The organism is Pseudomonas agronomica (assembly GCF_025917275.1).
Lineage (GTDB): Bacteria > Pseudomonadota > Gammaproteobacteria > Pseudomonadales > Pseudomonadaceae > Aquipseudomonas > Aquipseudomonas agronomica.
The window spans coordinates 1-6,520 of the sequence record NZ_JAOSHO010000288.1 but is presented as its reverse complement, the minus strand read 5'-3'; the positions used below and the strand labels follow the sequence as shown (position 1 = coordinate 6,520).

At 61.0% G+C, this 6,520-nt stretch carries 6 protein-coding genes; all 6 read left to right on the top strand.

Going from position 1 to position 6,520, the window contains the following annotated elements:
* A partial coding sequence (locus tag OC610_RS18490) for a c-type cytochrome (RefSeq protein ID WP_264429676.1) occupies positions 1-261 on the top strand: 261 nt, incomplete at its 5' end.
* A 149-nt stretch (positions 262-410) separates the two neighbouring features.
* Entirely contained in the window at positions 411-665 is a 255-nt protein-coding gene (locus tag OC610_RS18485) for a type II toxin-antitoxin system Phd/YefM family antitoxin (protein ID WP_264429675.1), read from the top strand.
* Entirely contained in the window at positions 666-1,076 is a 411-nt protein-coding gene (locus OC610_RS18480; protein ID WP_030140902.1) for a type II toxin-antitoxin system VapC family toxin, read from the top strand.
* A gap of 95 nt (positions 1,077-1,171) precedes the next feature.
* A complete protein-coding gene (locus OC610_RS18475; protein WP_264429674.1) occupies positions 1,172-5,542 on the top strand; it encodes an RHS repeat-associated core domain-containing protein in 4,371 nt (1,456 codons plus the stop codon).
* Positions 5,542-6,021 carry a competence protein ComJ gene (gene comJ / locus OC610_RS18470; protein WP_264429673.1) on the top strand — a complete coding sequence of 160 codons (480 nt, stop codon included), beginning with the start codon at positions 5,542-5,544 and terminating at the stop codon, positions 6,019-6,021. The genes OC610_RS18475 and comJ overlap by 1 nt, the downstream gene beginning before the upstream one ends.
* 230 nt (positions 6,022-6,251) lie before the next feature.
* Entirely contained in the window at positions 6,252-6,473 is a 222-nt protein-coding gene (locus tag OC610_RS18465) for a hypothetical protein (protein WP_264429672.1), read from the top strand.
* The last annotated feature ends 47 nt before the right edge of the window (positions 6,474-6,520 follow it).

The window sequence follows — 6,520 nt, the reverse complement described above, 5'->3', positions numbered from 1 at the left end:
CTGTTCGCGGCCAACTGCGTGGCCTGCCACGGTCCTGCTGGCAAGGGCACGCCTGCGATGGGCGCACCCGACCTGACCCACCCGGCCGCGTTCATCTACGGTTCGAGCTTCGCTCAACTGCAGCAGACCATCCGCTACGGCCGCCAGGGCCAGATGCCAGCCCAGGCTGATCTGCAAGGCAACGACAAGGTCCACCTGCTGGCAGCCTATGTCTACAGCCTGTCGCACGGTGAAAAGGCTCCGGCCGCTGACGCTCAGTAAGGTAAGTCGCTGAACCACGAAAGGCCCCGCCAATCCGATTGGCGGGGCCTTTTTTATCGTCCGTCGAAACATCACCAGCCTGTTTCCCCTTGCCTGCATCTGGCGCCAGTAGTAACGTGCCTACATTCAGTTTCCAAGGGGACGCCAGCATGTCCGTCACCACTATTTCCAGCCGCGAATTCAACCATGACACAAGTGGTGCCAAAAAAGCCTCCCGTGAGGGGCCGGTCATTATCACCGACCGTGGCAAGCCGGCCCATGTGCTGCTAAGCATTGAGGAGTACCAGAAACTGACCGGCGTTGGCGCCAGCATTGTCGAGTTGCTGGTCATGCCCGATGCGCCGGATATCGACTTCGATACCGAGCGTGCCGTCATTACGCCCCGCTCGGTGGACCTGTCCTGAATGTTTCTACTCGATACCAACGTCATCTCGGAGCTGCGCAAACCCCAAGCCGACAAAAACGTGCAGGCCTGGGCGCGCAGCGTGCCCGCCCCCAGCCTCTACGTCTCGGCGATTACCGTACTGGAACTGGAAACCGGCGTCTTGCGCTTCGAACGCAAGGATCCGGTGCAAGGCAGTCGTTTGCGTGCATGGCTGGACAACCACGTCATGCCCACCTTTGCCGGCAGGATCCTGGTCGTCGACCGCGCCGTGGCGCTTCGCTGCGCGCGCCTTCATGTTCCTGATCGCAGCAACGAATGCGATGCGTTGATTGCCGCCACCGCGCTGGTCCACGGACTGACCGTGGTGACCCGCAACGTGACGGATTTCCAGAGCAGCGGCGTGGCGTTGCTCAACCCTTGGTCAAGCTGATATCACACCGGACCCGTAACTTACCGCCAGGGAGACAGGCGAAATGAAACGCATCGAACCACTCCAGCACACAGGCATGAGCCCGGGCGTCGCCCATGTCTGACGCGCTCTGGGCTGCCCGCCTGGGCGATGCACTCAACCACACCTCGATGATGGCTGACGTCCTTGGCGGCGTGCTGGAGGTGGCGGCGAACATTGCGATTACTGCCGTGGCGACCGCCGCGGTGGTCGCGGCCACGGGCATTACCGTGGTCACCGGCGGCCTGGGCTGCTTCGTGCTCGGACTGGTGGTGGGAACGGTGGTCGGGCTTGCCATGAGCAAGACCGGGGCCGACAAAGGGTTGAGCAATATATGCGAGGGCATCGGCAACGCCCTCTTTCCGCCCACGGTCCAGGCCAACATCCTCACCGGCTCCACCGACACCCTCACCAATAACATCCCCGCAGCCCGCGCCGCCGGGGCGATTGAGTCCCACGTCGCCCCGGCCGGCACCGAGCTCGAAGCGCCCGAGCCTGAAGAAGAACCCAGCTACCTGGACATGGCCGGGGAGTTTTTCTCGCAAATGTGGCGCCCTACCGTCGCCACGCCCGCCCCCGGCGCCGTGCCCAAGCCGGAGGACCTGGTCATCTGCATGAAGCATCCGCCGATGCCACCGCAGTTCATGGCCGAAGGTTCGGACAAGGTCACCATCAACGGCCAGCCCGCCGTACGCAGCGGCGACCGCAGCACCTGCGATGCAACGGTGGTGTCGTCCGGGCTGATTTCGCCCAACGTGACCATTGGCGGCGGTTCGGTGGTGGTGCGCGAGATCCGCAGCGGCAAGACCCCGGGTGTTGGCCTGGCGGTCACAGCCCTGTTGATGCTCAAGGGCGGCAAGGGCAAATTCTTCAGCAAGCTGCCGTGCATGCTGGTGGGCGGCGCGGTGTCCATGGCCGCCAGCAGCGCGGCGAACGCAGCCGCCAACGCGGCCCTGGGCTCGTCGAACCCGGTGCATGCTGCCACCGGAGCCAAAGTGCTCGGCGGTGATGAAGAGCTGGATTTCGCCTTGCCCGGCATCCTGCCGATCGACTGGCAGCGCTTCTACAACAGCCGTGATGAGCGTCGCGACAGCCTGTTCGGTGCCGGCTGGAGCGTGACCTATGAGGTCCGGGTCGACATCCTGCCCCACCCCGATGGCGGTGAAACCCTGGTCTACACCGACGAACAGGCGCGCCCCATCGACATGGGCGCAATCCCGTTGGGCGGCGCGGTGTTCAGCGCCGGCGAAGGCCTGGCGGTGCGCCGCCACGCCAGTGGGCAATTGCTGATCGAGAGCGATGACGGCCTGTACCGCTTGTTCGAGCCCACGCCGGCCAATCCATCGCACCTGCGCCTGAGCCAACTGGGTGACCGCAACGACAACCGAATCCACCTCGACTATGACGAGGCCGGCCGCCTGGTGCGGCTGCGCGACACCTTCGATCTGGTGCAGGTCGAGCTGATTCGAGAAGGCGAACGCGTCAGCCAGATTCAACGGCTCTATCCTGACCAATCGCGGGAAGTGCTGGTCAGCTACACCTACGATGCATCGGGCAATCTTGCCGAAGTACGCGACGCTGGTTACCAGGTGCAACGGCGCTTCAGCTATGACGCTGGACGGCGGATGGTCGAGCACCAACTGCCCACCGGCCTGCGCTGCTTCTACGAATGGGCCTTGATCGATGACCAGGAATGGCGCGTGGTCCGGCACTGGACTGATGAGGGTGACGCCTACCAGTTCGACTATGACTTGCAAGCCGGCATCACCCGCATCAGCGACAGCCTGCAACGCACCAGCATCCGCCACTGGAACAGCCAGCACCAGATCATCCGGTTCAGCGACAACCTCGGCCAGACGTGGCTGTTCGAATGGAACGATGAGCGCCAGTTGCTCAGTGCTACCGATCCGCAAGGCGGCCAGTACTCATTCAGCTACGACGACGCCGGCAACCTGATCAGCGAAACCGACCCGTTGGGCCGCAGCGAGTCCACCCTCTGGCTCGAACATTGGGCCCTGCCGCTGGTGGACACTGATGCCGCCGGCAATAGCTGGACGTACCGCTACGATCAACGCGGCAACTGCACGGCGCAAACCAACCCGCTGGGCCATCGCACCCGCTACCGCTACGACGCCCACGGCCAGGTGGTAGAAATCATCGATGCCACCGGCAAAGGCAAGAAGCTGCGCTGGAACCCGTTCGGCCAACTGGTCGAACACGTCGATTGCTCGGGTTACCCGACACGCTTCAGTTATGACGCGCGCGGTTACCTGCAAACCATCACCGACGCCCTCGGCGAACGCACCCATTTCAGCTACGACGCCCAAGGCCGGCTGCTGAGCAGCCAATTGCCGGACGGCCGCACCGAACGCTATCAGCGCGACAGCGCCGGCCAGCTCATCGGCTACACCGACCCGGCCGGGCACACCACGCACTATCAACACAATCGCCGCGGCCAGGTCCGCCAACGCACCGATGCCCAGGGCCGGCAGGTGCAATTTGCCTACGACAACTTTGGCCGGCTGCAAGCGTTGGTCAACGAGAATGGCGAAAGCTACCGGTTTGCCTGGGATGCCGGGGATCGGCTGACCGAACAACAGGACCTGGACGGCAGCGCCAAGCGCTACGACTACGACCGCCTCGACAACGTCGCGGCGGTGACGGCGATGCCCGCGCCGTACGGCACGGGCCTGGCGCTTATTCCCGAAGCACCGACGGCACCCATCGTCCATCGCCTGGAACGCGACGCCGTGGGCCGGCTAATCGCCAAAGTCACCGACGATGGCCGCACCGAATACAGCTACGACCCGCTGGACCAACTCACCGCCGTCACCTTCACCGACCTGCAGGGCAACCCCCAGACCCTGAGCTTCGCCTACGACGCCCTCGGCCAGTTGCTCGCCGAAAACAGCGCCGCCGGCAGTCTGCAACATCACTACGACGAACTGGGTAACCTGATCCAGACGCAGTTGCCCGATGGCCGCTGGGTCAACCGTCTGTACTACGGCAGCGGCCACCTGCACCAGATCAACCTCGACGGCCAGGTCATCAGCGACTTCGAACGCGACCGCTTGCACCGCGAAGTGCTGCGCACCCAAGGGCAAATCAGCACCCGCAGCGAATACGACCGCAGCGGCCGCCTGCGCGCACGGCAACGCCGCCACAGCGGCCAACCCTCGCTGCTGCCGGCGACAGTGCAAAAACACTTCGAGTACGACCCCGCCGACAACCTCATCGGCAAGCTCGACCAGCAACCCGCCGTGCAACAGCGCCAACTGCTGCACTACGACGCCACCGGCCGCATCATCGCCAGCCAGGACAGCCTGCACGGCCAGCACGAAACCTTCAGCTACGACGCCGCCGCCAACCTGCTGGACGGCCCGGCACCGGGCGCGGGACTGGTGGTGCACAACAAGCTGCTGACCTACCAGGACAAGCGCTACCGCTACGACGCCTTTGGCCGGATGATCGAAAAACGCAGCGCCAAACGCGGCGTGCAGCGCTTCGCCTACGACGCCGAAAGCCGCTTGATCGAAGTGCGCAACGACAACGGCAGCGTGGTCAACATGACCTACGACCCGTTGGGCCGGCGTATCGCCAAGACCGAGCACGACAGCAAGGGCTACCCGCTGGGTGAAACCCGCTTCACTTGGGATGGCCTGCGGCTGTTGCAGGAACACCGCCACCAGCAAACCAGCCTGTATCTCTACGAAGATGACGGCTACGAACCCCTGGCCCGTGTCGACGGCAATGGCCCGCTGCAAAAGATTCGCTACTACCACAACGACCTCAACGGCCTGCCGGAACAACTCACCGAAGCCGACGGGCACAGCGTTTGGCAAGCCACGTATCGGGTGTGGGGCAACACGCTGGAAGAGGTGCGCGAGGCTTATTACATCGAAGAGCAGAACCTGCGGTTCCAAGGCCAATACCTGGATCGGGAGACAGGTTTACATTACAACCTGTTCCGCCAGTACGATCCGGACGTCGGCCGATTTACGACCCCAGACCCTATTGGGTTGGCAGGAGGATTCAATCTTTACGCGTTTGTCCTAAATCCGTTCACTTGGATGGATCCCCTAGGTCTCGCCGGCTGTACGCTGACCAAGGCCCGATCGAAACAGTACGACTACAAGCTGCGATTGAAGCGATCAGAGTATCCGCAGACGTTTGGGCATATCGATGGCGCAATCAAGAAGGGGCATCCCTACATCGTGACCATTCAACGTGACACCGCTAAGCTCAATCGCAAACTCAGCTTGAAAGATGTTAAGACCAAAACAGGCAAGGATCGGGACGAATGGCCGATGGCAATGTTCAAGGAAGGCGGCACCGGCGCCAGCGTCAAATACATCGATCCTAGCGACAATCGGGGGGCCGGTTCGAGCATCGGCAATGTCCTGTCCGACCTGCCCAATGGGACCAGAGTTAAAATCGAGGTTTACTGATGAAAAACACCGCTCAATCTGTTGATCTATTGATATCTCATAGCCAAATCCAATTCCGATCACGGCCCTTCGACGAAACCTCTAGCCAGTGGGGCAAGATTAATCTGGAGCAAGGCGCAATAATTCATAGCGACTATGTTGTATTCGACCCCCTACCTGAAGACGCTTTCGGTGCGAACGTCCATCTGAAACTGGAAGACAGCTTCAACCTCGACCCCACCGCCCAGCGCTGCATCGTCATACCCTTCCATATCACCGATCCCAGCCACGTGGAAATCGCCTCTGCAGCGGAAAAATTCAAGGTCGAACTTGATTTAGAGAAACGCGACTATGCGTTGTACTTCGAGGTATGCGAGGGCGAAGAGATTTTCTACAAAATCACGCTGGTCCCGTCGGACAGCCGAGTGCCTGCAAGATATCTGCTGGATGATCCTTGGGGCGGAGAAAAAGACAAGGTATTGCTCGAGGGGTTTCATTAACGAATCGTCTCTCCCGCAGCATGGGCTAGCCGATCCAATCGGTACGCCCATTTCCTATTACTTGCTTAACGTGCTTTCACGCCATCCTGGCAATCGTATATGTGATGAAGCGGTAAAAAGCGTGATACATAAGGTCCAGCCAGAAGACAGCGATGCTGGAGAATAAATTTCTAGATCCACGGGGCTGTCCACCTACCAGTTGATGCTGAAGAAGCAGGTACTGCCTGCACATGAATTACGCCTTTCACGTTCTGAAAGACAAGCCCCGCGAAATTCTGAAACTGAAAAAGTATGTCCGTGATGAGGCGCTGTTCGGTCAATTGCTGGAGGTGATCATCATGCGTCGGATGGCAGTCAACAAAGCGCTGTTCGAAAAAATTCCCACGGGGCACGACCTGTCCTTGATCAAGGATGAGCAAACCTCGTTCTACAACATCTTGTACAGCCAGTAAAAACTTGATGCATTCGTGCGGCTGACGCTTCTCTTTGCGGCGCACAC

Excerpts from the sequence above, each read along its gene's own strand:
- OC610_RS18485 (WP_264429675.1), top strand. The coding sequence starts at position 411 with ATGTCCGTCACCACTATTTCCAGCCGCGAATTCAACCATGACACAAGT.
- OC610_RS18480 (WP_030140902.1), top strand. The coding sequence starts at position 666 with ATGTTTCTACTCGATACCAACGTCATCTCGGAGCTGCGCAAACCCCAA.
- OC610_RS18475 (WP_264429674.1), top strand. The coding sequence starts at position 1,172 with ATGTCTGACGCGCTCTGGGCTGCCCGCCTGGGCGATGCACTCAACCAC.
- comJ (WP_264429673.1), top strand. The coding sequence starts at position 5,542 with ATGAAAAACACCGCTCAATCTGTTGATCTATTGATATCTCATAGCCAA.
- OC610_RS18465 (WP_264429672.1), top strand. The coding sequence starts at position 6,252 with ATGAATTACGCCTTTCACGTTCTGAAAGACAAGCCCCGCGAAATTCTG.